At 65.9% G+C, this 21,864-nt stretch carries 24 protein-coding genes and 1 tRNA gene; 8 read left to right on the plus strand and 17 right to left on the minus strand.

Annotated features, from left to right (window positions below; genetic code table 11):
- Positions 1-36: 36 nt before the first annotated feature.
- The 4 genes from FHY19_RS15220 to rocF all read right to left on the minus strand — a co-directional run bounded on the left by FHY19_RS15220 (position 37) and on the right by rocF (position 1,891).
- The gene (locus tag FHY19_RS15220) at positions 37-246 is read right to left on the minus strand and encodes a CsbD family protein (protein WP_016904514.1); all 210 of its coding nucleotides are present in this window, start codon (positions 244-246) and stop codon (positions 37-39) included.
- A 246-nt stretch (positions 247-492) separates the two neighbouring features.
- Complete coding sequence (locus tag FHY19_RS15225; protein ID WP_005989324.1) at positions 493-627, minus strand: entericidin A/B family lipoprotein; 135 nt, start codon at positions 625-627, stop codon at positions 493-495.
- Between the two features lie 78 nt (positions 628-705).
- Entirely contained in the window at positions 706-858 is a 153-nt protein-coding gene (locus FHY19_RS15230; RefSeq protein ID WP_039421598.1) for an entericidin A/B family lipoprotein, read from the minus strand.
- A gap of 109 nt (positions 859-967) precedes the next feature.
- Complete coding sequence (gene rocF / locus FHY19_RS15235) at positions 968-1,891, minus strand: arginase (RefSeq protein ID WP_259157185.1); 924 nt, start codon at positions 1,889-1,891, stop codon at positions 968-970.
- Positions 1,892-2,210: 319 nt separating this feature from the next.
- Between rocF and FHY19_RS15240 the strand changes: the two genes are divergently transcribed.
- The 5 genes from FHY19_RS15240 to tmk all read left to right on the plus strand — a co-directional run bounded on the left by FHY19_RS15240 (position 2,211) and on the right by tmk (position 5,799).
- Complete coding sequence (locus FHY19_RS15240) at positions 2,211-2,663, plus strand: roadblock/LC7 domain-containing protein (RefSeq protein ID WP_259157187.1); 453 nt, start codon at positions 2,211-2,213, stop codon at positions 2,661-2,663.
- Between the two features lie 68 nt (positions 2,664-2,731).
- Positions 2,732-3,091, plus strand: a complete 360-nt coding sequence (locus FHY19_RS15245; protein WP_259157189.1) for a roadblock/LC7 domain-containing protein — start codon at positions 2,732-2,734, stop codon at positions 3,089-3,091.
- Between the two features lie 94 nt (positions 3,092-3,185).
- Positions 3,186-4,103, plus strand: a complete 918-nt coding sequence (locus FHY19_RS15250; protein WP_259157190.1) for a hypothetical protein — start codon at positions 3,186-3,188, stop codon at positions 4,101-4,103.
- Complete coding sequence (locus FHY19_RS15255) at positions 4,100-4,639, plus strand: GTPase (protein ID WP_046965241.1); 540 nt, start codon at positions 4,100-4,102, stop codon at positions 4,637-4,639. Before FHY19_RS15250 ends, FHY19_RS15255 begins: the two co-directional genes overlap by 4 nt.
- Positions 4,640-5,118: 479 nt before the next feature.
- The gene (tmk, locus tag FHY19_RS15260; RefSeq protein ID WP_259167035.1) at positions 5,119-5,799 is read left to right on the plus strand and encodes a dTMP kinase; all 681 of its coding nucleotides are present in this window, start codon (positions 5,119-5,121) and stop codon (positions 5,797-5,799) included.
- A 464-nt stretch (positions 5,800-6,263) separates the two neighbouring features.
- Here tmk and FHY19_RS15265 read toward each other — a convergent pair.
- From FHY19_RS15265 to birA, 4 genes are all read right to left on the minus strand, one after another.
- A tRNA-Thr gene (locus tag FHY19_RS15265) sits at positions 6,264-6,339 on the minus strand.
- A 32-nt stretch (positions 6,340-6,371) separates the two neighbouring features.
- Positions 6,372-7,214: an SPOR domain-containing protein gene (locus FHY19_RS15270; protein ID WP_259167036.1), complete on the minus strand. Its 843-nt coding sequence runs from the start codon at positions 7,212-7,214 to the stop codon at positions 6,372-6,374.
- A 242-nt stretch (positions 7,215-7,456) separates the two neighbouring features.
- Complete coding sequence (locus FHY19_RS15275) at positions 7,457-8,185, minus strand: type III pantothenate kinase (RefSeq protein WP_259167037.1); 729 nt, start codon at positions 8,183-8,185, stop codon at positions 7,457-7,459.
- Positions 8,182-9,162 (minus strand): bifunctional biotin--[acetyl-CoA-carboxylase] ligase/biotin operon repressor BirA, encoded by a 981-nt coding sequence (birA, locus tag FHY19_RS15280; protein ID WP_276580867.1) that lies wholly within the window; start codon positions 9,160-9,162, stop codon positions 8,182-8,184. Before birA ends, FHY19_RS15275 begins: the two co-directional genes overlap by 4 nt.
- A 75-nt stretch (positions 9,163-9,237) precedes the next feature.
- On the opposite strand from birA, the gene FHY19_RS15285 reads away from it, so the two are divergent.
- Both FHY19_RS15285 and FHY19_RS15290 read left to right on the plus strand, forming a co-directional pair.
- A complete protein-coding gene (locus tag FHY19_RS15285) occupies positions 9,238-9,552 on the plus strand; it encodes a hypothetical protein (RefSeq protein ID WP_259157196.1) in 315 nt (104 codons plus the stop codon).
- An 8-nt stretch (positions 9,553-9,560) separates the two neighbouring features.
- Entirely contained in the window at positions 9,561-10,316 is a 756-nt protein-coding gene (locus FHY19_RS15290) for a M90 family metallopeptidase (RefSeq protein ID WP_259167041.1), read from the plus strand.
- 374 nt (positions 10,317-10,690) lie between these two features.
- Here the strand turns inward: FHY19_RS15290 and FHY19_RS15295 are convergent, their stop codons facing one another.
- The 6 genes from FHY19_RS15295 to dusA all read right to left on the minus strand — a co-directional run bounded on the left by FHY19_RS15295 (position 10,691) and on the right by dusA (position 17,502).
- On the minus strand, positions 10,691-11,878 hold the full coding sequence (locus tag FHY19_RS15295) for a DUF1501 domain-containing protein (RefSeq protein WP_259167043.1): 1,188 nt from the start codon (positions 11,876-11,878) through the stop codon (positions 10,691-10,693).
- Between the two features lie 67 nt (positions 11,879-11,945).
- Positions 11,946-13,454: a DUF1800 domain-containing protein gene (locus tag FHY19_RS15300; protein ID WP_326521146.1), complete on the minus strand. Its 1,509-nt coding sequence runs from the start codon at positions 13,452-13,454 to the stop codon at positions 11,946-11,948.
- 204 nt (positions 13,455-13,658) lie between these two features.
- Positions 13,659-15,029: a sensor histidine kinase gene (locus tag FHY19_RS15305; RefSeq protein ID WP_211287651.1), complete on the minus strand. Its 1,371-nt coding sequence runs from the start codon at positions 15,027-15,029 to the stop codon at positions 13,659-13,661.
- 75 nt (positions 15,030-15,104) lie between these two features.
- Positions 15,105-15,788, minus strand: a complete 684-nt coding sequence (locus FHY19_RS15310) for a response regulator transcription factor (RefSeq protein ID WP_002808458.1) — start codon at positions 15,786-15,788, stop codon at positions 15,105-15,107.
- 71 nt (positions 15,789-15,859) lie between these two features.
- Positions 15,860-16,162 carry a hypothetical protein gene (locus FHY19_RS15315; protein ID WP_039427763.1) on the minus strand — a complete coding sequence of 101 codons (303 nt, stop codon included), beginning with the start codon at positions 16,160-16,162 and terminating at the stop codon, positions 15,860-15,862.
- 335 nt (positions 16,163-16,497) lie between these two features.
- Entirely contained in the window at positions 16,498-17,502 is a 1,005-nt protein-coding gene (gene dusA / locus FHY19_RS15320; protein ID WP_259167045.1) for a tRNA dihydrouridine(20/20a) synthase DusA, read from the minus strand.
- Between the two features lie 125 nt (positions 17,503-17,627).
- Here dusA and FHY19_RS15325 point away from each other — a divergent pair, with 125 nt between their 5' ends.
- Positions 17,628-17,933 (plus strand): NIPSNAP family protein, encoded by a 306-nt coding sequence (locus FHY19_RS15325; protein ID WP_259157270.1) that lies wholly within the window; start codon positions 17,628-17,630, stop codon positions 17,931-17,933.
- Between the two features lie 34 nt (positions 17,934-17,967).
- On the opposite strand, the gene FHY19_RS15330 is transcribed toward FHY19_RS15325, so the two are convergent.
- The 3 genes from FHY19_RS15330 to katB all read right to left on the minus strand — a co-directional run bounded on the left by FHY19_RS15330 (position 17,968) and on the right by katB (position 21,354).
- Positions 17,968-18,192: a hypothetical protein gene (locus FHY19_RS15330; RefSeq protein ID WP_259167047.1), complete on the minus strand. Its 225-nt coding sequence runs from the start codon at positions 18,190-18,192 to the stop codon at positions 17,968-17,970.
- Between the two features lie 1,023 nt (positions 18,193-19,215).
- A complete protein-coding gene (locus tag FHY19_RS15335) occupies positions 19,216-19,791 on the minus strand; it encodes an ankyrin repeat domain-containing protein (RefSeq protein ID WP_259167048.1) in 576 nt (191 codons plus the stop codon).
- Positions 19,792-19,848: 57 nt separating this feature from the next.
- Positions 19,849-21,354 (minus strand): catalase KatB, encoded by a 1,506-nt coding sequence (katB, locus tag FHY19_RS15340; RefSeq protein WP_259167050.1) that lies wholly within the window; start codon positions 21,352-21,354, stop codon positions 19,849-19,851.
- Positions 21,355-21,864 lie beyond the last annotated feature (510 nt).

A 21,864-nucleotide genomic window follows, 5' to 3' on the forward strand; every position in this document is an offset into this window, starting at 1 on the left:
TCTCGCTCACCTTGCGGGAGCGCGAGTGCCTGCCGATCAGGTGTCGTCGCGCAGCGACTTCTCGAACGCGCGGACCTCGGTCTGGGCGCGGTCGCGGTCCCAGCCATAGCGTTCCTGCAGCTTGCCCTGCAGATATTCCGCATTGCCTTCGGCAACCTTGAAATCGTCGTCGGTGAGGTCGCCCCACTTGGCCTGTGCCTTGCCTTTGAGTTGGGTCCACTTGCCGGAAATGATGTCAGTGTTCATTGCGTTGACTCCGCTGATGCGGCCGCGATTGACCGTGCCGGCAGGTTGCCCACGCGCGCGTTTGTTGTGCATCAAGAGGTGTCAAGCCGGCGATCACCGCACTGAACAGGCGCGTGCAGCGTTGTGCCACATCCGCAGGCAGGCGGGGCGACGGCGGCGATGCGGTGCACATCGGCCAAAGCGCGCCCGATGCCGGACAAAAAAAACGGGCCTTGCGGCCCGTTTTTTGTTGCATGCGGCGTCAGATCACTTACGCGCTGCGTCTTCCACTTTCTCGCCGGCGCCCTGCACGTCCTTGCCAGCACCTGCGACGGTGTTGCAACCCGACAGCATCGCGACCGAGAACATCGACAGCACCAGCAGCACAATTGCACGCTTCATAACAAACTCCTTCGTGGGTAAAGCGGCGTGTTGCCGCAGATCAATCACATCAAACACGTGCCACGCGACGGTGACGAATCAGCACTTACCGTCGCTGCATTTATCGGCGGTCTTTTCGACCTTGTCGCCCGCACCCTGCATATCCTTGCCGGCGCCGGCCATGGTGTTGCAGCCCGTCATCACGCCGGCCGAGAACAGGCCCAGCACCATTAGTGTCAGCAGTCGTTTCATTGCTCTTCCTCGGTCTGCGCCCGGTGCCAACGCACCTCGCTTGGCGCCAAATCTGACTGCGCGGACGTGGATTTGATGTGAACGAGGGCACGCTGCGTTCAGCGCTGGATCAATCTCGCATCAGGGTCGACTTGCCGAACAGGCTTTCGACCAGATCCACCGCCAGCTCGGCGGTGGCGTTGCGGTTGTCCAGTACCGGATTGAGCTCGACGATATCCAGCGAGCCCATTCGCCCGGTATCGGCAATCATCTCCATCACCAGTTGCGCCTCCCGGTAATTGGGGCCGCCCGGCACCGTGGTGCCCACGCCCGGCGCGATGCTGGGGTCCAGGAAATCCACATCGAAGCTAACGTGTAGGTGGGTGTCGGCGCTCATGCCCTGCAGCGCGGCTTCCATGGTGCGCTTCATCCCCGCTTCGTCGATGTAACGCATGTCATAGACGTCGATGCGGTGCTGCTTGATCAGGCGTTTTTCTTCCGGGTCCACCGAGCGGATGCCGATCTGCCGCACCTGTTCGGGCAGCAGCGCCGGCGCACTGCCACCCAGGTGCGTCAGCGCCTGCGGGCCCAGCCCGCACAGGCAGGCCACCGGCATGCCGTGCACATTGCCAGACGGGGTCACTTCGCTGGTGTTGAAATCCGAGTGCGCATCCAGCCACAGCACCCGCAGCGGGCGCCCCTGCTCGCGGCAGTACCTGGCCACCGCGGTGATCGAACCGATGCCCAGGCAGTGGTCGCCGCCCAGCATGATCGGCATGCGTCCGGCCTGCAGCTCGGCGTAGCTGGCGTCCATCAGCGCCTGGTTCCAGGCGACCACCTCGTCCAGATGGCGGTAACCGGCCTGCGGCGCCTGCCAGGGATTGCGCGGGCCGTCCAGGTTGCCCAGGTCGCGCACCTCCACGCCACGGCCGATCAAGGCCTCCTGCAGGCCGGCGATGCGCAGCGCCTCCGGCCCCATCCGTGCGCCGCGGTGGCCGGCACCGATGTCGGTGGGAACGCCAATCAGGGAAACCGGCACGTACTGCGTTGCCATGTATTGCTCCAGCATCGATAAAGCCGTGCAGTCTAGTGGCGCGCCCGCGCAGTGACGCGCGGCAGCGCAGCACGGCATGGGGATTGCATCTGTCTGCAGACAAAACGAACAGGTTTAGATCTGCCTCGACGCGCCGCTACAGTGACGTGCCACGGCAGTTTGTGGCGCGCTGGACTTTGCACATTCTGCTTGTCTGACCGCCCAGTTAAGCGCCTGAGGCTGGTGTGACTGCGCTCTAATACCTCGATGGTATGGTGCGCCGGCCAGCGCAGGACACGCATCACGTACGCGCTCGGGCCATCAGCAACAGGGGAGTTTCATGCCGCATAACGCCGTCAACCAGGTCGTCAAGGCTGCCGTGGGCGAGGTCGCGCGGGCGTCGCATCAGTACGACCTGCACCGGATCGGGCGCGAATTCGCGCAGACCATCGAGCGCGAGCCGGGTATCCGGCTGTTGATGCTGTCTACCGCCGATGGCCGCGCCATCACCGAGCAATCCAGCCTGGGTGTGGACGGGCGTCGCCTGGCCGCGATGGCCAATTCGTTCCTGACCCTGGGCGAGACGCTGGCGCGCGAGTCGAGCCTGAGCGAAGCCGATTACGCCACCATCAGCACGCGTGGCGGGCAGTTGGTGCTGATCCGCATCCGGGCCGACAAACCGCTGACGCTGACCGCCGTGGGCAGCGCCGACCTCAATGCCGCCGCACTGCTGTTCAACGCGCGCGATTGCGCCGGCCGCCTGGCCACTGCACTGGCGCAGCCGGCCGGCTGATGCCGTTGGCATTGTTTGTGCTTGCACGAGCGCACCAATTTTTCTCACCGTTTGGAAGGGGACCACCGATGTCGAAACTCAATCTGGAACAACTGCATTCGCTCGCCGGTTTTGTCGGCGCCGCGCTGGTCGACAGCGACAGCGGCATGGCCCTGGGCATGACCGGCGGCACCGAACTCAACCTCGAGCTGGCTGCGGCCGGCAACACCGAAGTGGTGCGTGCCAAACGCCGCATCGCCGAGCAGCTCGGTCTGCACGACACGATCGAAGACATCCTGATCACGCTGTCGCGCCAGTACCACCTGCTGCGTCCGCTCGAAAGCAACGGCACGCTGTTTCTGTATGTCGTGCTGGACCGCTCCAAGGCCAATCTGGCCATGGCGCGCCACGAGCTCAAGGCGTTCGAAAAGACCCTGGATTTCGGTTGATGCCTGACCGGCGGCGCCTCCGCGTCGCCGACCCTGCCTGCCGGTGCGGACCGGCAGGCGTCGCCGTTCTGTTGCGCCCCGACGGCGCCCTCCCATGACCACACCCATCCACGCCATGCGGGTCGCCACGGCCGGCCTGGACCTGCTGCACACCACGCGCCTGAAACTGGCGTGCTCGCTGCTGCTTGCCGAGCGCATCGACGTGCAGCTGGGCGAATGGCCGCAGCACGCGGCCGACGTGGTGGTGCTGGGCCTGGAAACTGCCGACGGTCTTGCCGCATGGCAGGCATTGCAAGGCCAGCCGGTGCGTGTGTTGGTGGTTTCGCGCACGCCTGTTGCCGGCGCCTGGCTCAAGCACGGTGCCACCGTGCGCGAACTCAACGAGCAGATGCGTCTGCTGCTGTCCTCGCCACACACCGCACAGGTCGCCGAACCGGCGCTGCTGCTGCGCCATTGCCGCGGCGAATTCGGCGCAGGCCCGGTGTTGCTGCGGCATGCGCGCCTGCAGGTGCGCGTGGATCCATCCGGTCGCTGCATGCACCTGCCAGCCGGCGTGTCGCTGCCCGAGCTCGTTGCCGCGCTGGATCGGCCCGGTTGGCAGCGCGTGGCCGACGACGCCGATGCCGCACTGACGCAACGCCTCTCGTTCGAAGCGCTGTATTTCGCCTTGCCCGAGCACCTGCGCCCCGCGCTGCCGGCAGTGGAACCCAGCCATGCGTTGCAGCTACGGCAGTGGCCTGAACTCAGCGCAGAGACCAGTTCGCCTGCGCACCTGCTGGCCATCGCTCACCTGCATGCGCGCCCGTGGCGCCCGCAGGCGCTGGCCAATGCTTGCAAGCTGCCGCTGCAGACGGTGGAATGCCTGTTCGCCGCTGCACTTGCCAGCGGCCTTGCCCAGACTGCGGAGATTTCCGTGCCTTCAACGCCGCGTCGTCCGGACAGCAGCAATTCCCGGTTCTTTTCCTGGGTCGCACGTCGGTTTGGCCTCTCTCTTTCTCAGGCGCAGTCATGAGTCTTCCAGCCAACAAACTGGTGTTCGTTGGCGGCATGGGTGCCGGCAAGACCACCGCGGTGCGCGCCATCTCCGACGTGGAGCCGGTCAGCACCGAAATGCCGCTCAGCCAGGATGCCTACGGCGACAAGACCTACACCACGGTCGCGCTGGACTACAGCTCCATCGAGCTGGAAGACGGCGAGCTGCTGCACGTCTACGGCGTGCCTGGGCAGAAATATCTGGATTTCATGTGGCCGCTGGTCTGCGACGGCGCATTGGGCGTGATCGTGCTGACCAATGCGCGCGACCCGCAGATGCTGCAGGCCACCCTGGCGCTGCTGGGTGAGTTTTCGCAGATCGCACCGGACGCCAGCCTGGCGGTGGGCATCACCATGACCGACGAGGTCGAGGACTTTCTGCTGCCGCCATTTCGCGATGCGCTGGCGGCCGAAGGCTTTCGTATTCCGGTGATGCGCGTGGATGCGCGCTCTGCCACCCAGATCACCTTCCTGGTGAAATCGCTGCTGTCCTATCGCTATACCTCGGCAAGCTGATCACCGGCGCGGGTCCGCTGCGGCGGGCGGGCGGTGAGCCGCGCAAAAATAAACAAGGAATCCGGTCACGACGGGCCTGAGCGGGCGTCACGCGGGGGATGCCGCCTCTAGGGTGGCGGCGACGCGTCCTTCTTCCTTGAAGCCAGAAACGCGACTCAGTCGTACTACGAATGAGCGCTGCGTCTGACTTATTCAGTATGCCCAGCGGACAGAAGCGCGGACATCGGGACATTCCCGACATCGCGCAAGACATACCCGTGATACAGCATCGGCAATAGCGGCGACGGCGACCACTGCTGCCTGCCGACGGTGTACTGCCATCGCCGCCGGTCGCCGCAATGTGCGCATGTCTGCTCAGGTCGTCGTGCACCCGCCCTTCGGTGCAGTTGCTCGATCCAACGCCCGCAGCAACTGCCTGGTGACCGCCCTGCCAGATCGCCGGCTACTGCTGCATTGCCACGATCAGATAAAGTAGCGCGATGACAATCGAACTGAAGCCCGGCGGGCTATTGATCGCGATCGAAGGCATCGACGGCGCCGGCAAGACCACGCTTGCGCGCAACCTGGCGGCCGCCCTGCAGACAGCTGGCGCACGCGTGGTCTCCAGCAAGGAGCCGACCAACGGCCCCTGGGGCACGCAGTTGCGGCAATCCGCCGCCACTGGCCGCCTCAGCGCCGATGAAGAAGCCGAGTTGCTGATCCGCGACCGCCACGAACACGTCGACAGCTTGATCGCGCCGGCGCTGGCACGCGGCGAGGTCGTGATCCTGGACCGCTACTTCCCGTCGATGGTGGCCTACCAGGGCGCTGCCGGCTTGCCGCTGGACGCGCTGCTGGAGCGCAACGCCTTTGCCCCGCGCCCGGACGTGCTGTTGCTGCTCGACCTGCCGCCGCCCACCGGCCTGGCCCGCATCCGCGCCCGTGGCGACGCGCCCAACCACTTCGAAACCCAGGACAACCTGGAACGCTGCCGCGCGATCTTCAACGCGCTGCAATTGCCCGGCAAACAGGTGGTGGACGCCAGCGCCGATGCCGATAGCGTGCTGCGTCAGGCTCTGACCATCGTCATTGCCGCCCTGTCCGAGCGCCTGAGCAACGACGCGCACGCAGACGCCGGCAAGGCCGCGCTGGACCTGCTGTCAGCGGGCCGCCCTGCCTGATCGCCACGCCAGGGAGAGGTCGCGTGCTCCCGGCGGCCCAACCCGACACCACACCCACGCCTCACACTGATAACGCGCCCTACCGGTGACACAGCCCATCTCCCGCCGGGAAAGGCGCTGGGGGGCGGGTACGGGCACGCAGCCACGTCGAAACCACAGCGTCGCAGCGGACATCGCCGCACGCAGATGTCCTGCGAATGGACCTGCCCGCCCGCGCGCCACTACCCCGTCCGCCCGACACACCTGCCCTTGCGAAAAGTATCGAAACGCGCGCCGCGTTTGTTCTGGCCGGAACAGTCCTTGGGGTAGGGGAACGGCATGCGACGACATCGACGCCACCGCCAGGCATCAACGCGAAGGTCGACCTGCCCACAGGCACGCGCACGCTCCCGCATGACACAGACACAACGCAGCGAGCGCGCCAGCAGCACGCGCGATCGAAAGCTTGATGGGAGTGTCCAAGATGGTGCCGGCACCCGGATTCGAACTGGGGACCTACCGCTTACAAGGCGGTTGCTCTACCAACTGAGCTATGCCGGCACTGGTGGGCGCGTTGCGCGCCGGTGCGCATTCTAGCGCAGCGCGGCGCAATCTAGCGATCGTTGACGCGTTGCACCCGCAGCGCTCTGCAAGGCCGCGGCCGCCGCCGTGCTGCGCACATCGATCCACCAGCGCGATTGACCGTTGCCGCTGGGCACCAACTGCGCCGGAAAGCCTGCACTGACCAGACTGGCCTGACGCCGCTCCGCGCGCTCGCGGCTTTGATACTGCCCCAGCGCAACCGTGTTGTCCTCGCCCTGCGCAATCACGTAGTAGTCGCCGATGCCGGCGGCCGCAATGCGCTTGACCAGGGCCTGCGCCGCGGCGCGGTCGCCCACGTTGGGCAACATCACCCGGAACGTGCTGACCCCGGCGTCGGTGTCCTCGCGCACGCCGGCGCGGCTGGCCTGGCCGCGGACACGCGCCAGTGCGGCATCGGCTTCGCTGCGTGCCGCATACGGCCCCACGCTGACGCAGCGCTCCGGGGCGGCCGGCGGTGTCGGCGCTGGAGCCGGCTTGGCGCGGGCGGTGCTTTCGTCAACAGATCTGGTCGTGCTGTTCGCTGCCGCTGGACGCGCGGCGGTCTCGGCCACCGCCGGCGCTGGCACAGGCACCGCCGCTGCTGCTGTCGCCGCAGAGGCCGGCGCAGTGGAATCAGCCGCTGCAGCGGCATCCGGGGTCGCGGCGGTCGCCGCGTCGGGACGCGGCACCGCTGCTGTCGCCCTGGTTGGCAACATCGGCAACAGGTCCAATCGGGCAACCCCGGACGGCTGCGGCGGCGCGGCCGGTGGCGCCGGCGGTGGCTGCAAGGCCCACCACAGTGCCACCCCGGCATTGAGGATGATCAGGACAACGATGAGCGCGCGTACGTACATGCGCCGATTTTAGAGCGTGTCATGCGGCTTGGGGCGAGTGCGAAGCGTCCCGTGGCGCGACTGCAGCATGCGCGCAACGCACGCTCGGCGCGCCACCGCACTCCCCCTTGCCCCGGCCGGCGGCAACGCGCAGCTCTGCATGAGGCTACGACGCCGGCGCGCCAGGCAGCCCGCCACCACAGGATATCCATGCGGACCACGGGGGCCCGACGCATCTCGTCCAACCCGCATAAGGCAGCGCTTTACGGCGAGGACGAATGCATCGCCCAGGTCGCCAGTCCGTCCAGCACCAAGGCCGCGCGGAAGCTGGCATCGGGCAACAACGGCAGCAGCGGTGGCGCGCCGCCGCCATGCACCAGCAGCCGCACCGGCACACCCAGGCTACACTGTGCGTGGTGCAGGCTGCGCTCAATCAGCGCCACCGCCGCGCCATCGCAGCCGGAGGTCAGCGCGTCGTCGGTGTCGTTGGCCAGCTCGGCATAGACTCCGCCGCTGGCCGGCAATTGCACCGCGCGTGCATGCAGCGCTTCGCGCATGGTGGTCGGCGAGGCGGAGATCCGCCCGCCGTGGTGCTGCCCATCGGCACCGAGCACGTCGATGGTCAGCGCGGTGCCCACCCCGGCCACCAGCACCGGCGCATCGCCACGTGCGCCCAGCAAGGCCAGAAACCGATCCACGCCAAAGCGGCCCGGGTCGGCATAGGCGATGCGGATACCGGCGCATTCGGCCATGGTCCGCACGATGCGCACCTGCTCGAAGCGCTCCTGCAGGCAAGCGATCATCCGCTGCGTCAATGCGGGCGCCGCCACGCTGGCCACGTGCGCAATGCGCCCGGACGGCAGCGCCGACAGCGCGGCCGCATCCATCGCTTCGGCACCGTGCGCCCACGCCTGCACATCGCCGGCGCGGTTGCCGTGCAGCGGCGCGTATTTGAAACGCGAATTCCCCAGGTCGAACAACCACTCGCTCATGCAGGTCTCACACTGACTTCTCCGGAGTGGAACAGGCGCAGCGTTTCGCCCAGTTGCACCCGCAATGCACCGTCGGCGGCCAGGCCGAGCGCGATGCCGTGATGCAAAGTCCCGGCTTCCTCGACCTGCACGGAGCGCCCGCTCAGCACATCCAGCGCCGCATACCGGTCCAGAAACGGCGCCAGCCCCTGCGCCTCGAACAGGTCCAGTGCCGGCAACAGCGCCGATAGCACCGCGGCCACCACCGTGTCGCGCGCCACCGCACGGCCGGCCAGGGTATCCAGATCCACCCAGGGCTGGTCGATGGCGGCGGCCGACGCTGGCGGCATGTGCACGTTCAAGCCCAGCCCGATCACCGCACGCGCGTTGCCGGCCATCTCGCCACCGCCTTCGATCAGCAGCCCGCCCAGCTTGCGTCCGCGCGCCAGCAGGTCGTTGGGCCACTTCAGACCGACATCGGCAAACCCGCACCCGCGCAGGGCTTCGGCCACTGCCACGCCTACCGCCAGGCTCAGCCCGGCCAGCTGGCCCAACCCGCCACCGAAACGGCGCGATGCCGATAGATAGATGTGTGCGGCCAGCGGCGAGGTCCACTGACGGCCGCGTCGACCGCGCCCGCCGGTCTGGCGCTCGGCCAGCAACACGGACACCCCGCGCTCGGGTGCCGGGCGTGCCAGCAGCGTGGTGTTGGTGGATTCCAGGGTCCAGGCCAGCTCCAGCGCGGCCAGGCCCGCTGCCGCGTCGGCCGCCATGGCGGCACGGATACGCGCAACATCCAGCAGGTCCAGCGGCGCGGCCAGGCGGTAGCCATCGCCTGCCCGCCCGTCGATGTCGACACCGGCCGCGCGCAAGTTCTGGATGCGCTTCCACACCGCGGCACGGGTCAACCCGGCATCGCGCGCCAGCGCATCGCCGGACAGCCGGCCGCTTGCAAGTTTGGCCAGCAACGCGCGGTCGTCCACGGCAACGGTTCCCAAATCGATCCGTGAAAGTATGCGCCAAGCCTTCCCAGCCGCCCAGCGCGGCTTGCGTGAGGGAGTGAAAAGCGCGTTATGATCGGGAACTCACGCCGCTTGCCCTGGATGTGGACGATGCGCCGACTCACGGTTTGCCTGCTGTTCTTGTTGGCTCCGCTTGCCGCCCTGGCATCGGACCAGTTGGTCGACGGCGATCATGAGAGCTGTGTCAGCACCAACTCGGCCGCACGCGGCAGAACGCCCAGTGGCGAACCGGCAACACCGGCACGCGCGCCGCAGCACAAGCCGGCACCGGCAACCGGCGGTGGTGGCAGCGATGGAGACGCACTGTTCCCGCGCATGCGCATGATGCCGCGCTGGCACAGCTTTCTGCCGGGTATGTTCCGCTGATCCAGTGGTTGACGCGCTGGCTACGCCGGCCGCCGCTCGAGATTCCTGACGCGCTCTGGCAACCGGTGTCGGACCGCTGCGCCTGGATCGCCGCCCTCGGTGCCCAGCGCCAGCAACGTCTGCGTGCGCTCACCGCGCAGTTCCTGGATCAGAAGACCATTTCGCCGGTCGATGGATTGCAACTGCAGCCGCACGATCACGTCCTGCTGGCTGCCACCTGCTGCCTGCCGTTACTGGAAATCGGCGCAGCGGGATGGCGCGGCTGGTCGCAGCTGATCGTCTATCCGGACGCCTTCCGCGTGCAGCGCACCCATGTGGATGCGGCCGGCGTCATGCATACCTGGGACGACACCCTGATCGGCGAAGCGTGGGAGCAGGGGCCGCTGATCGTCAGCTGGGCCGACGTGCAGGCAGACCTGCACGACCCGTGCGCCGGCTTCAACGTGATCGTGCATGAGATGGCGCACAAGCTCGATGCCCTGGATGGTGCGCTCGATGGCACGCCGCCACTGCCGCACGAGGTGCAGCGCCGCTGGGCACGCGATTTCCAGCAGGCCTTCGATGCGTTCTGCCGACGTGTGGATGCCGGCGAAGACACCGAGATCGACCCGTACGCTGCCGAAGCGCCGGAGGAATTCTTCGCGGTCGTCAGCGAATACCACTTCTCCGCGCCGCAGGTGCTGGAACGACTGATGCCGGCCGTGGCCGCACATCTGGTCGGTGTTTATGGGCCATCGCCGTTTGCATCACCGCCGGCGCGTTGATGGTGCTGCGCGGTGGCTGTGCATGGCTGCGGCAATTAAGCGCTTGAAGCATTCCTTGGTTTGCAGATAGTGCGGCCGGGCGCTTCAACACCCGCACGCATGCACCCGCGTGTCGCAACGCGTCATCGCTGAGCAGCGCATGGTCCGGAACCTTGGACAACGGGAGCGGACGCGCCAGCACCTCGCACCCAAGGCCAGCGGCGCTTCGGTTGCCTGAGAGCAGCATCGTTTTGGCGCGCACCGGGAGCGGCTGATCGACAGCACATGGCCGCCAGCTCATGCGCACGGCCCAGAGCCGCTGCATTGCGCGGTGCATGCCGATTTCAACACCGCCCTGCGCGCCCAACGGTCCTGCCATCGGCGGTCGGCGCGCCCTACGCCAAGCCAAGATCCCGTGGTGTCGCGCCCGGAAACACGCGCTCCAGCTGCGCCGGCGAGAGCCCCCACAGCCGCTGCAGCACGCCGCCGAACAGGCTGCGGTAATTGGTCAGCACCGGATAATCGCGATTTTGCAGCAGCTGCGCCTGATCCACCGCAACCTGCTCGCCGGCAATGCGCCCGCCGCGCACGCCACCGCCCAACACCCAGTAGGTGGTGCCATGCCCGTGATCGGTCCCCTTGCTGCCGTTCTCGCGGAAGGTGCGGCCGAATTCGGAGATCACCACCACCACCGTCTCGTTCCACGCCGGGCCCAACGCATCGGCGTACGCAGCCAGCCCTTCGCCGAGATTGCGCAAGTTATTGGCCAGTCCGCCCGCAACACTGCCCTGATTGGCATGCGTATCCCAGCCGCCGACATCCACAAATCCCAGCCGATACCGCTCGCGCATCAAGCTCGCCATGCGCCGGGTTTCATCGGCAAAGCTGCGTGCGCTGGCAGCGCCACGGCCGGCCTGCTCCATCTCTTCGCGCAACTGGGCGGTGACCTGCTGGCGCAACGCAAGTCCTTCGCGCGCTGCCGTCGCCAGTGGCGTAGCGTCGTACATCTGCGACAGGATCTGCGATTGACGCGCGTCCAGTCCGCCCTTGCCGATGCCCCTCAACGACACGTTGGGCAGATCGCCGCCGCCCTGGAAGGTCAGCGGCAGCGAATCGGTAAAGGCAATCGCCGGCACACCGCTGAGCACGCCCGACAGGCGTGCCATGAACCCGGAACGGTAATCGCGATGCTTGCCGGCCTGGCCGGATTCGATGTCGTCCTGGGTTTCGAAGTGGCTGCGCGACACATCGTCGGTGCCGGCAAACGGCACGAACGCCAGTTGATTGCGCTGCCACAACGGCAGCAAGGCATCGCGCATCACCGGGTTGAGACCCCATTGCGCGTCCAGCGCGATGGCGCTGTCGGGATTGGCCGCATCCGGTCGCGCAATCGCCAGCGTGGGCCGCGACTGATAATAAAAATCGCTGCCGTGCGGCACCAACAGATTGTTGCTGTCGTAGCCGCCGCGCAAGAACACCACCAGCATGCGCGCGCTATCGCGTGGCGCGGCAAACAAGCGGCCGGCCCAAGGCAGCGCTGTGGCTGCGGCGGCAGAAGCAAGCAGGAATTGACGTCGTTGCATGGTGTACTCCCACGGCGATGACTGCATCGCACTCGGTGAATCCGCGTCGGTGAACCAGTGATGTGAGTCAGCGATAGTTGAAGTCCGGCGACGCAAGCAAAAATCCGTTCCATTCCGCCGGCGAGCGCGCCTGCTCCAGCGCCTGCTGCGTGCCTGTCGCCAGCGATGGCGCGATCCAGCGATACGCCGCGCGCGTGTCGATGCGCGTCAGCGGCGGAATCGGCATGTCGTTGTCGCCATCGCGCCGGAACAATTGTCTGGGGCCGCTGCCCAGCGCGCGCGCCACTTCGAATCGGCGCGCCAGTTGCCCGGAGCTGGTCCAGGCCTGCGATTGCAGCGACCATCCATCCGGTGTGATGCGGCCGAATAACGGCTCGCCCAGTTGCTGCACCCAGCTGGCCATCGGGGCGGCATTGATCACCGGCTGGTCCTCGTAGGCCAGCCGCATCGCCGACACCACGAAGCGATTGGGGTCCTTGAACTTGCGCGGCTGCGCCTGTGCAAATTCCGCAGAAGCCAGCATGGTCTGCATGACCTTGCTGATATCGCCGTCGCTGCGCTGGAAGACGCTGGCCATCCGCGCAACCAGCGCTGGCGGTGGCGTGTCGCTGACGAAGTACTCGGCCATGCGTTGCGAGACGAAGTGCGCACATGCCGGCTGGCGCACCAACATCTGCACGGCACGTTCAATCTCATCCAGGCCACCGCCGGCAATCCGCTGACCGAGCAGCATCTTGTCGCCGGGCTGATGGCGCGCCGGGTTGAATTCGAACACTCCCTTGCGCACCGCCTGTGGCTGGCCAGGCACGGTCGCCGACACCGGCGGCGCACCATCGGCCTTGATCGGCACCAGGCCCGCGCCGGTCAGGATCAACGCGAGCTGCTGCACGTCCTGCTGGGTGTAGCCACCATGCACGCCCAACGTGTGCAGCTCCATCAGTTCGCGCGCGTAGTTCTCGTTGACCTTGCCCTTGGCATTTTTGGCGTTGTCCAGATACTCGAGCATCGCCGGGCTTTGCAGCGTGGCCATCACCAGGTCGGCGAACTTGCCGGTCGCATTGGGACGGATCGCGTTTTCCATGTAATCGGCGGCCATCCACTTCACGCGGCCTTTGTCGGCGTACACGCTGAAGTGATTGAGCCAGAACCACACCAGTTGCTCGCGCAGCTGATCCGGTGCATATACCGCACGCAGCAGTTGCGCCTGACGCGCCTGGGTGAGCATCTGCCCGCCGCGCGCCTGCCAGTCCTTGCGCAAGGCCACTTTCTCATCGCCATCGGGCATGGCCTGAAGCCGGATCTTGTCGGCCTCGTAGCGGGTCAGCAAGGTTTCCAGCGGGGTATGCAACGCATCGAAGCCCTGCAGCTGCGCGCGCACCGGCGCCGGTAACGCAGCATCGTCGCCGGGCTGGAGCAGCAGCGCGCCATAGCGTTTCGGGCCGAGCCGCTGCAACTGCGCTGCGCCATCGGCATCCACACCGTAGGTGGCACGTTGCAGCCAGCGCGTCTGGGTCGGTGTCAGCGGCGTTTCGGCAGCGTGGCCGGCAGCAGCCAACGCGCAGCCGGCAAGCAGCAACGCACGGCGCCAGGTGCGCGGCCATCGCCGTGGCAAAGGGCGCGTCTGCGCGCAAGATACCTGTGCAACGCGCTCGCTCATGCAGCTCTCCATCGCAGGTACCTGCAACCGGACCAGTATGGTCAAGCAAACGTTCGAGGCGTTAAACGGTTGTCGGAGCCGTGCAGGCCATTGCCCACCGGTTCATCCGGACACGCGCGCGTGTCACAACCCCGGAGGCAGGGTCACATCGAAGCGGGCGCCACCCAGTTCCTGCGAGCGCACCACCTGCAGCTCACCGCGGTAGGCCTTGATCAGGTCCTGCACGATCGACATGCCGATGCCATGGCCCTGTACGCGCTCATCGCCACGCACGCCACGTTGCAGGATCTTGGCGACATCTTCCGGCGCAATGCCGGGGCCGTCGTCTTCCACCGACAGGATCAGGCCGGCACGCCGGCTGCCGGTGGTCGGGCCGGGCTGTGCGGTCAGCAGCACCCGGCTGCGCGCCCACTTGAAGCCGTTTTCCAGCAGGTTTCCCAGCAATTCCTGCAGATCGCCCGGCTCGCCATGAAAGCGCGCATCCGGGGAAATATCGAATTCGCACAGCACGCCCTTGATCGAATACACCTTTTCCAGACCGCGCACGATTTCTTCGGCGGACGGCTCGATCTGCAAGGGGGCGGCAAACAGTTTGTGGCCGCTGGAGGCTGCACGCGCCAGCTGATACGACACCAGGTCGTTCATGCGCCGCAGCTGCACGTCCATCTCCTTGTGCAGGTCGTGCTCGGAAGCGCCGCTATCGAGCTGCGTGCGCAGTACCGCGATCGGCGTCTTCAGGCTGTGCGCCAGGTCGGCCAGCGTATTGCGTTGGCGCTCCAGATTATCGCGCTCGCTCTCGATGAAGGCGTTGATGCTGTCGGTCAGCGGCTCCAGCTCGCGTGGATGCTGCTCGCTCATGCGCTGGATCTCGCCGCGCTGCACCTTGGTCAGCTCGTTGATCACGCGCCGCAGCGGGCGCAGGCTCCATTGCAGGATGAAGGCCTGCAGCACCAGCAGCACCACGCCGGCACTGCCGAGGTAAAACCATACCGCGCCACGGAAAACACGTAGCTGCGCGCCCATCGAGCGCGCGTCTTCCATCACATAGATGGTGTAGGGGATCTCGCCGCCGTGCTCGCGCTCGACGTAGCTGACGCCCAGGCCATAGCGATACAACTGGCCCAGGCTGCCATCGATCTGGGTCATCTCCAGCGGCCCGATGAATTCTTCCTGGCGCGGCTCCAGCATGCGGCCATGCGGAATGTTCGGGCCTTCGGCCGACATCGAGGTCCAGCTTTCGTCCGGACGCACTACTTCCACGTACAGACCGCCGCCTGGCACATCGAAGCGCGGGTCGGGTGGTTGCCCGCCGATATAGATCGAGCCGTCGCGGACAAAGTCGATGTTGGCAGCGTAAGCCGAGGCGTAGTTCTTCAGCCGCTCACGCAGGTTCTTCTCGGCGGTGTCGGCAAAGGCGACATCCAGGGCGTACCCGGCCAGCGCCAGGAAGGCCACCAGGCTGAGGCTGGCGGCCAGCAGCTGGCGCGCCTGCAAAGAGCGCGGACGCCAGCGTTTGTACCACTTGGAGCGCATCGGCACCTAAGTCTTCCTGCCTGCCGACGCGCGGACTCAGCCTTCGGTGCGCGGAATGGCGAAGCGATAGCCCCGACCACGCACGGTCTCGATCGGCTTCAACTCACCATCGGGGTCGAGCTTCTTGCGCAGGCGACCGATGAACACTTCCAGCACGTTGGAGTCGCGATCGAAGTCCTGCTGATAGATATGCTCGGTGAGATCGGCCTTGGAGACCAATTCGCCGGCGTGCATCATCAGGTACTCGAGCACTTTGTACTCGTAACTGGTCAGGTCGACGTTGGCGCCATTGACGCTCACTGTCTGCGCCGCCAGATCCAGTGCCACCGGGCCGCATTCCAGCGTGGGCTTGCTCCAGCCGGCGGCACGGCGCAACAGCGCGTTGACGCGAGCCAGCAGCTCTTCGACGTGGAACGGCTTGACCAGATAATCGTCGGCACCTTGCTTGAGGCCTTCGACCTTGTCCTGCCAGCTCGAACGCGCGGTCAGGATCAGGACCGGGAATTTCTTGCCCTCGTCGCGCAGCGCCTTGATCAGCTCCATACCCGACATCTTGGGCAGGCCCAGATCGATGATGCCGACATCGAACGGCACTTCGCGGCCCATGTAGAGGCCTTCTTCGCCGTCCTGTGCAGCGTCGACAGCAAAGCCTTCACGCTTCAGACGCGCGGCAAGGGTCTCGCGCAGCGGAGCTTCGTCTTCGACCAAAAGAATACGCATGCACTCTCCCTAGTAACGTTATCGGCCCACGGCCGGGGAATTTATGAGACTGAACGCCGAACTATCTACGTTCAGTGGTTATCGTCGCGTGGTGGCGCGTCGGGAGGCGGGGGGCTGCGCGGTGGCGCGGCCTGCGTCTGCTCCGGCTCGTACACCGTGTGGACGCGCCCGTCTTTCATGTACTTGACCCGATTGAGGTTGCCGCCATCGAACGGCACGCGCTCGGCCCCCAGGATCTGTCCACCGGTGGACCGCTGCACATGGCGGATGGTGTCGGACAAGGTGCGGCTATTGCCGCGCGCCGATGCCGGCATGCCCTCGCGACCACCCTGCGCCATCGGGTACCCCTGGCTCCACGCCGACGGCGCGGCCATGGCACCCAACAGGGCGACCAGGACGACATAGCGAGCGCGGCTGAGCGGATGGGTCACAACTGGATCCTAGCGGGTTGTTCAGGAACATTCAAAATTCGTGAAACCGGCAGTGCATCACACAGGGCCGGGCGACAGAAATTGAGCCAAATTCTTGATTTTTGGGGGTGAATCCGATCTGAACTTTTTAGCTTCGTGTTAACGCCATTCAGTGAAATGAATGTCTCTGCCGGGCAGACGCCCTGCCAGCAAGGCTTTCGCTCTGGAGGCCGGGCCGTCAAACCGCAGCCAGGAAGAGTCCCGATCTGCCAATTCAGCTGATGCAAGCGCCGGGCCAGTCACGCCACAATGCGCCAGGCGCGGCTGTCGGTGCGCTGCAGCGCCTGCTCCACCAGCTCCCAGCCAGCGCCCGGGCGGTGTGCGCCTTCGCTGAGGACCTGGCGAAACGCCCGCCCGCCTGGCTGCCCATGGAACAGGCCCAGCACGTGCCGGGTGATGTGCTTGAGCGCCAGCCCTTGTTTCAGTTGCGACTCCACGTAGGGGCGCAACGCACGCAGCAACGCCTCGCGTGGCCGTTGCGGGCGCTGGGTCAATGCGGCATCGAGCTGATGCAGGACATATGGGTCGTGGTACGCGGCGCGACCGAGCATCACGCCGTCGGCCTGCTGCAGATGCGCCAGCGCAGTATCGACGGCGGCGATGCCCCCATTGAGCACCACCGGCAAACCGGGACGCTCCTGCTTGAGGCGGTATGCCCAGTCGTAGCGCAGCGGCGGCACTTCGCGGTTTTCCTTCGGCGACAGGCCCTTGAGCCAGGCATTGCGGGCATGCACCACCACCATCGCCGCGCCGGCCGCGACCACCTGGTCGACGAAGCTGGCGAACACCGCGTAATCGTTATCGTCGTCCACGCCCAGACGGCATTTGACCGTGATCGGCAGGTCAGTGGCCGCACACATGGTAGCGACGCACTCGGCCACCAGCGCAGGCTCGCGCATCAGGCAGGCACCGAAGCGCCCGGCCTGCACGCGGTCGGACGGGCAGCCGCAGTTGAGGTTGATTTCGTCGTAGCCCCATTCCTGCGCGATGCCGGCCGCCTGCGCGAGCAGGGCCGGATCGCTGCCGCCCAGTTGCAGCGCCAACGGGTGTTCGGCCGTATCAAACCCGATCAGCCGTGCGCGATCGCCATGGATCACCGCGTTGGCATGCACCATCTCGGTATACAGGCGTGCGGACGGCGCCAGCAGGCGATGGAACACCCGGCAATGGCGGTCGGTCCAGTCCATCATCGGGGCAACGGACAGGCGCAGGGAGGCGGCGTAGCGATCGGCGGAAACGGTCATCGACGGTTGGCCGCGGCGAGCGACCATTGGAATGCGAAGCAGGATCAACAGCTTACACGGGCGTCGATGAATCTGCGGCGGTGCGGCATGGCATGCTGGGGCGCCCTGCCTGCCGGAGGCGTTACATGATCACCTGTTCGCTGCGCTATGTGATCGATCCGTATCAGTTGGCCGAATTCGAACACTACGCTCGCTTGTGGATCCCGCTGGTGGCGCGCTTCGGCGGCCAGCATCACGGCTACTTCCTGCCTTCGGAAGGGGCGAACAATATCGCCCTGGCGCTGTTTTCGTTTCCCTCGCTCGCCGAGTACGCGCGCTATCGGGAGGCATCGCTGCAGGATGCGCAGTGCCTGGCTGCGTTCGCCTATGCGGAGCGAACGCGTTGCATCATCAGTTACGAGCGCAGCTTCTTTCGTCCGGTGCTCGGATAGGCGCGTCGCGCCCGCTACCTGGACGCTGATGCGATTACGGGTTACGAAAACCCACACGCTCTTCGGCGCTCAGCGGCTTGCCGAGGGCGTGGTAGGAGGCAGCCAGCACGATCAGCGAGGTCCCCATCACCACGTAGAAGCTCCACGAGGTCGCCAGCACATGCACCTGGCCGAACACCAGCGCGACGACGGCGGTTGCGGTGCACAGCACCATGGCCAGCAGCGACATCAGGAAAGGGATGGAGGGATCGATCTTCATGGCGGGGGTTCCAGGCTGCGATGGCTGAAGCATCGGCGTTCCCGGCCCGTTCTTGAACTGTTTTCTGCGCTTTTTTTGAGCGAATTTTAAGCAAGTCAGCGCGCGCTCAGTTTTATGTCAAAGCCTTGGCGCGCAAGGCTTTGCGCGTCGGAAATCTCCTGACGGGATGGCGGAAAAATCATCACTGGCGCCAGACTTCCAGCGCAGGCGCGACGGAAACCCGACAGGATGGACGTCACGGTTTGGCGCGCGCGAAACCAGGCCACGGGCATCGCGATCGCGGCTGTCGTTGCACTGCTGATGTGCACGCCCCCACGGGGATGAGCGCGCCGCACAGACGTCCAGATGCGGGCGACAGCCCGATCAACGACGTATCCGTCCGGGCGCCGTGGCCAGTGACATGCGGAGCCATCCGGACGGGCCGGCGCAACGGACTGGATGATCTACCGCCGTCTGTCCGCAATTGGCGCAGGGACAGAGAACAGCCGGCAACAACGTGGCGGGCAGTCATCGGATCGGCGTGGACGGCACCCGCACCCAGGGTCGTACGAGCGATACATGCGCACCGACGCCGCAGACGCGCGCCTGGCGGGCGCACCGTCCCTGTGTGAGCTGCCCTGAACCCGCCTGCCTACTCGCCTGCGTCGACCGCGTACCGGCCGCGATCATTGCGCGCTATCGACGTACCGGGACCGGCTGACACCCGTAGCGGGCAAGGATCGGATAGATACGTACGCTCCGGAACCGCCGCCGCGTCTGCGCGGTCGACCCGAAGTCCCGACATCGGTCGCGCCTGCCTGCGGGCTGCGCGGCAGTACGACGCGATGGCGGTGTTGGCGGCTTCCGCGCGCCAAGCGCGATATCGCCTGCAGCATCAACACGCGTGACGTCAGCAGCCGACTGGCGCGTGTCGCTCTAGACCATCGTCCACGCCACGAGGTGTGACGCAGTATCAAGAGCAGCTTGAGCAGACGCGCAACTGGCAAGGCGCGCAAGGCATGCGAAGCGCTCGACCAAACCCGATCAGCGGGCCGGGGCAGTGGCGAATTCGCCGCGCTGCAACTTGGTCACATCGTTGCCCTGCCCGTCCTTGAGGCTGAGGTCTGCGCCCTTGGCGGCCAGATCCTTGAGCACGTCGGTGCGCTGGAACAGCGCTGCGTACATCGCTGCGGTCTGGCCGGCGTTGTTGCGTTGGTCGGGCGCGCAGTCGGCCTGCATCAGGCGCTTGGCGATACCGAGCTCGCCCTTGAAGATCGCGCCCATCAGCGCGGTGTTGCCGCGCTTGTCCTGCGCGCAGGGGTCGGCGCCGGCACTGAGCAACTGTTCCACCGCCGGGCGCTGGCCGTGGTAGGCGGCCAGGATCAGCGCGGTATAGCCCTTCTCGTCGCGGGTGTTGAGGTCGTAGTGCGAGCGAATGAACTCGGCCAGCATGTCCTGGCGGCCTTCGCGCGCGGCATCGAAGAAGTACTCACGCAGCTGCAGCTTGATCTGCTCCGGGCTCGACGTGGATGACGTGGGCGCTGCGGGCGTGGCAGACGGCGAGGCAGCGATGGCTGGCGCGCACAGGGCGCTCAGCATGACCAACAGCAAGGTGCGCATATCGCTCTCCCAAGACGGGGACGGCATCGCGGCATGGCCGCGATGCCGTCGGGTGGATCAGTCGTGCAGGCTGGAGGCCAGCTGCTTGACGCGCGCCAGGTCGCCCTTGGCAACGCGGGTGACGCCAGTGCCGTACTCGGGGTCGGCCTTGTACAGGAACGACAGCACCAGGTGCTTGCTCTCGGTATCGGTGGTGGCCAGCGACTCGCCGAAGCTCTGCACCAGATCGGCGCGATCCTTCTTGCTGTAGGAGCGGTACAACTCACCGGCCTGCTTGAAGTTCTGCTCGCGGGCGATCTTGGCCTGCTGCGTGGTGCCCGACAGCGGCAATTCGCTGTAGCGTGCAGCGGTGTCCTGCGGACGCGGCTCCAGGCGGCTCGGCTCGTAGTTCACGCCGCTGGTGGTGTGGCCGTGATTGGCCTCGCCATCCTGGTTGCCATTGTTGACCGCCACGCGCGGACGATTCACCGGCAGGCTCAAACCATTGGTGCCGACGCGATACAGCTGGGTGTCGGCGTAGGAGAAGATACGCCCCTGCAACAGACGGTCTTCAGACGGTTCGATCCCCGGCACCAGGTTGGCCGGTGCCATCGCAACCTGTTCGGTTTCCTGGAAGAAGTTGTCGACGTTCTTGTTCAACACCATCTGGCCGACCTTCTGCTCCGGCACGTCCGGCCAGATCTTGGTGGCATCCAGCGGGTCGAAATCGAACTTGGCCAGGTCTTCGGGCTTGAGCACCTGCACGTACAGGTCCCACTTCGGGAAATCGCCCTTCTTGATCGCACCGACCAGATCGTTGGTCAGGTGGCTGTAGTCCTTGGCCTGGACCGCGGCAACCTGCTTGGGATCGAGGTTCTTGATGCCCTGCAACGTCTTCCAGTGGAACTTGACGTAATGCACCTCACCCTGGGCGTTGACCAGCTTGTAGGCATGCACGCCGTTGCCATCCATGAAGCGATAGCCGGCAGGCGTGCCTTCATTGGAATACAGCAGCGTCAGCGTGCGGGTGCTTTCGGGCACGTGCGAGAAGAAGTCGAAGCGACGCGAGTCGTCGTCCAGATTGGTGCGCGGGTCCGGCTTGAACGCGTGGACCATGTCGGGGAACTTGATCGCATCGCGGATGAAGAAGGTGGGGAAGTTGTTGCCGACCAGATCCCAGTTGCCTTCGCTGGTGTAGAACTTGGTCGCGAAACCATGCGGGTCGCGCAGCGTTTCCGGCGAGTGATTGCCGTGCACCACCGATGAAAAGCGCACAAACACCGGGGTCTTTTCGCCGGCGCTGAACACCTTGGCCTTGGTCAGGTTGGACAGATCGGCGGTGGCGGTGAACTCGCCTTTGACGCCGGTGCCGCGCGCATGCACCACGCGCTCGGGAATGCGCTCGCGATCGAAGCGCTGCAGCTTCTGGATCAGCTGCACGTCCTGCAGCAGGGTCGGGCCGGTGGCGCCGGCAGTCTGCGAGTTCTGGTTGTCGCCCACCTTGGCGCCGTTGTCGCGGGTCAGCACGGATTGGGCGAAGACCGGTGGGGCGATCAATGTGGGGGCTAGCAGGGCTAGCACCATGAGGGATCCAGGGCGCATGGCGTCAGCTCGTGTTGAGGGAGCTGAATCATGGCGAGCGGGCCGAAGCGAGAGAAGTCGTTAGTTATGATCGCAGCGATAGGCGAACATGATGATGACTGCGTTGCGTGATATGTATCGCTAAATGCCCAGGTAGTAGGTTGCAGATCGTCGGGTTGTGTCCGCGCAAACGCCCCACGCGGACTCCGGCGCGCATGAAGAAAATGCGGATGGGTTTAGCGCAATGCTGCGCTGCAAGGTTGGAACGCCTGGAACGATTGGCAGAGCGCCGTCGTTCCAAACGCACTCCTCGCGCGCGGAATGAGGTCACGGGCATGCATGCGCTGCGCTGTCCATCTGCCGCCGCGGCTGTCGCCGCAGCAATCACTGCCTGCATGACGATGCGCTGATCGGTGTACGAACCCAGGGTGCGATCTCGCTCATACAGCGATGCTGACGCAGCGGCACCGCTTGTGTATCGGCCGATGCCTGCATCGATGCAGAACCTGCACC

The sequence above is a fragment of the Xanthomonas sp. 4461 genome, from assembly GCF_024806475.1.
Taxonomy (GTDB): Bacteria; Pseudomonadota; Gammaproteobacteria; order Xanthomonadales; family Xanthomonadaceae; genus Xanthomonas; species Xanthomonas arboricola_F.

Excerpts from the sequence above, each read along its gene's own strand:
- FHY19_RS15310 (WP_002808458.1), bottom strand. The coding sequence starts at position 15,788 with ATGCGTATTCTTTTGGTCGAAGACGAAGCTCCGCTGCGCGAGACCCTT.
- FHY19_RS15270 (WP_259167036.1), bottom strand. The coding sequence starts at position 7,214 with ATGTACGTACGCGCGCTCATCGTTGTCCTGATCATCCTCAATGCCGGG.
- FHY19_RS15240 (WP_259157187.1), top strand. The coding sequence starts at position 2,211 with ATGCCGCATAACGCCGTCAACCAGGTCGTCAAGGCTGCCGTGGGCGAG.
- FHY19_RS15335 (WP_259167048.1), bottom strand. The coding sequence starts at position 19,791 with ATGCGCACCTTGCTGTTGGTCATGCTGAGCGCCCTGTGCGCGCCAGCC.
- tmk (WP_259167035.1), top strand. The coding sequence starts at position 5,119 with ATGACAATCGAACTGAAGCCCGGCGGGCTATTGATCGCGATCGAAGGC.
- FHY19_RS15330 (WP_259167047.1), bottom strand. The coding sequence starts at position 18,192 with ATGAAGATCGATCCCTCCATCCCTTTCCTGATGTCGCTGCTGGCCATG.
- FHY19_RS15325 (WP_259157270.1), top strand. The coding sequence starts at position 17,628 with ATGATCACCTGTTCGCTGCGCTATGTGATCGATCCGTATCAGTTGGCC.
- dusA (WP_259167045.1), bottom strand. The coding sequence starts at position 17,502 with ATGACCGTTTCCGCCGATCGCTACGCCGCCTCCCTGCGCCTGTCCGTT.
- FHY19_RS15245 (WP_259157189.1), top strand. The coding sequence starts at position 2,732 with ATGTCGAAACTCAATCTGGAACAACTGCATTCGCTCGCCGGTTTTGTC.
- FHY19_RS15295 (WP_259167043.1), bottom strand. The coding sequence starts at position 11,878 with ATGCAACGACGTCAATTCCTGCTTGCTTCTGCCGCCGCAGCCACAGCG.
- FHY19_RS15255 (WP_046965241.1), top strand. The coding sequence starts at position 4,100 with ATGAGTCTTCCAGCCAACAAACTGGTGTTCGTTGGCGGCATGGGTGCC.
- FHY19_RS15220 (WP_016904514.1), bottom strand. The coding sequence starts at position 246 with ATGAACACTGACATCATTTCCGGCAAGTGGACCCAACTCAAAGGCAAG.
- FHY19_RS15250 (WP_259157190.1), top strand. The coding sequence starts at position 3,186 with ATGACCACACCCATCCACGCCATGCGGGTCGCCACGGCCGGCCTGGAC.
- FHY19_RS15315 (WP_039427763.1), bottom strand. The coding sequence starts at position 16,162 with ATGGCCGCGCCGTCGGCGTGGAGCCAGGGGTACCCGATGGCGCAGGGT.
- rocF (WP_259157185.1), bottom strand. The coding sequence starts at position 1,891 with ATGGCAACGCAGTACGTGCCGGTTTCCCTGATTGGCGTTCCCACCGAC.
- katB (WP_259167050.1), bottom strand. The coding sequence starts at position 21,354 with ATGGTGCTAGCCCTGCTAGCCCCCACATTGATCGCCCCACCGGTCTTC.
- FHY19_RS15285 (WP_259157196.1), top strand. The coding sequence starts at position 9,238 with ATGATCGGGAACTCACGCCGCTTGCCCTGGATGTGGACGATGCGCCGA.
- FHY19_RS15230 (WP_039421598.1), bottom strand. The coding sequence starts at position 858 with ATGAAACGACTGCTGACACTAATGGTGCTGGGCCTGTTCTCGGCCGGC.
- FHY19_RS15225 (WP_005989324.1), bottom strand. The coding sequence starts at position 627 with ATGAAGCGTGCAATTGTGCTGCTGGTGCTGTCGATGTTCTCGGTCGCG.
- FHY19_RS15275 (WP_259167037.1), bottom strand. The coding sequence starts at position 8,185 with ATGAGCGAGTGGTTGTTCGACCTGGGGAATTCGCGTTTCAAATACGCG.